General features: G+C 34.4%; 1 pseudogene. It reads left to right on the top strand.

The features are described from left to right. Positions 1 to 77: 77 nt before the first annotated feature. Positions 78 to 1,037 (top strand): annotated as a pseudogene (locus JK211_RS16755) (DUF4422 domain-containing protein); the annotation flags it as partial. Between the last annotated feature and the right edge of the window lie 71 nt (positions 1,038 to 1,108).

Below are 1,108 nucleotides of genomic sequence, written 5' to 3'. Positions count from 1 at the left end.
AACGCACAGAAATGGAAGCCACAAAAGTACCTCAAAAACACCATCATACACTAATCAATAAGTTGGTAGCATTACCCAAAAATCCTTTCTATTGTGAACTGACAGCACAATACTGGGCATGGAAGAATAGTGGTGACTCTGATTATATCGGTTTTATGCATTATCGCAGACACCTGAATTTTTCCAAAATACAGAATTTTCCCGAAGATAACTGGGGGGTTGTAGTTTATCCAGAGATTGACAGAGACTATCAGGAAAAATTTCAGTTAACAGATGAAGGTATCGCTGAATCACTTGAAGGGGTGGATATATTACTCCCTAGAAAATGGTCAGTATTAAATGCAGGGAGCAAAAATAATTATATCCATTATGCAAAAGGTGAGTATTTGCATATCGGAGATTATGATCTTGCATTAGCTATTGTTAAAGAGCTTTATCCTGAATTCGAATCAAGTATCAGGAAGTTTAATGACGATCATGAAGGTTATTATACAAATATGTTTGTAATGAAAAAACATATTTTTGATGAGTATTCTGAGTGGCTTTTCTCTATAACTGATGAACTTGAGAAAAGAATAGCCTTCAGGAATTACAATGCTCAGGAAAAAAGAGTTATTGGTCATATTTCCGAAAGGTTGTTTAATATATTCATCATCCATAAAATCAATGAAAATCCTGAGATAAAAACAAAAGAAGTTCAGAGAACTTTTGTTTCAAAGGAAACTTTCAATGGAAAAATAAAGCCAGTTTTTGATAATCACTCTGTGCCGATAGTTATCTGTTTTGATGATAACTATTCCATCTCAGGGGCCGCTTTAATCAATTCTATTTTGAAGAACTCACGTTCAGATAAAAACTATGACATTATTATTTTAGAAAACTCTATTTCTGTTGCTAACAAGCGAAGGATATATGAACTGACAAAAAATGCGTTAAATATCAGTCTGAGGTTCTTTGATATAAATGCATTTACTGAGTTAAGTACCGTCCATACCCGAGGTCACTTTACGGCAGCAACCTATGCACGGTTATTTATGGTTCATCGCACCTTAGCGTGAATTAATAGAAAACGGCGGTAAAAGTGGTTAGTTTTGTATTCGCCAAAACA

This window comes from Tatumella sp. JGM130, from assembly GCF_018257525.1.
GTDB lineage: Bacteria > Pseudomonadota > Gammaproteobacteria > Enterobacterales > Enterobacteriaceae > Tatumella > Tatumella punctata.
This window is presented reverse-complemented; position numbering and strand designations above follow the sequence as displayed.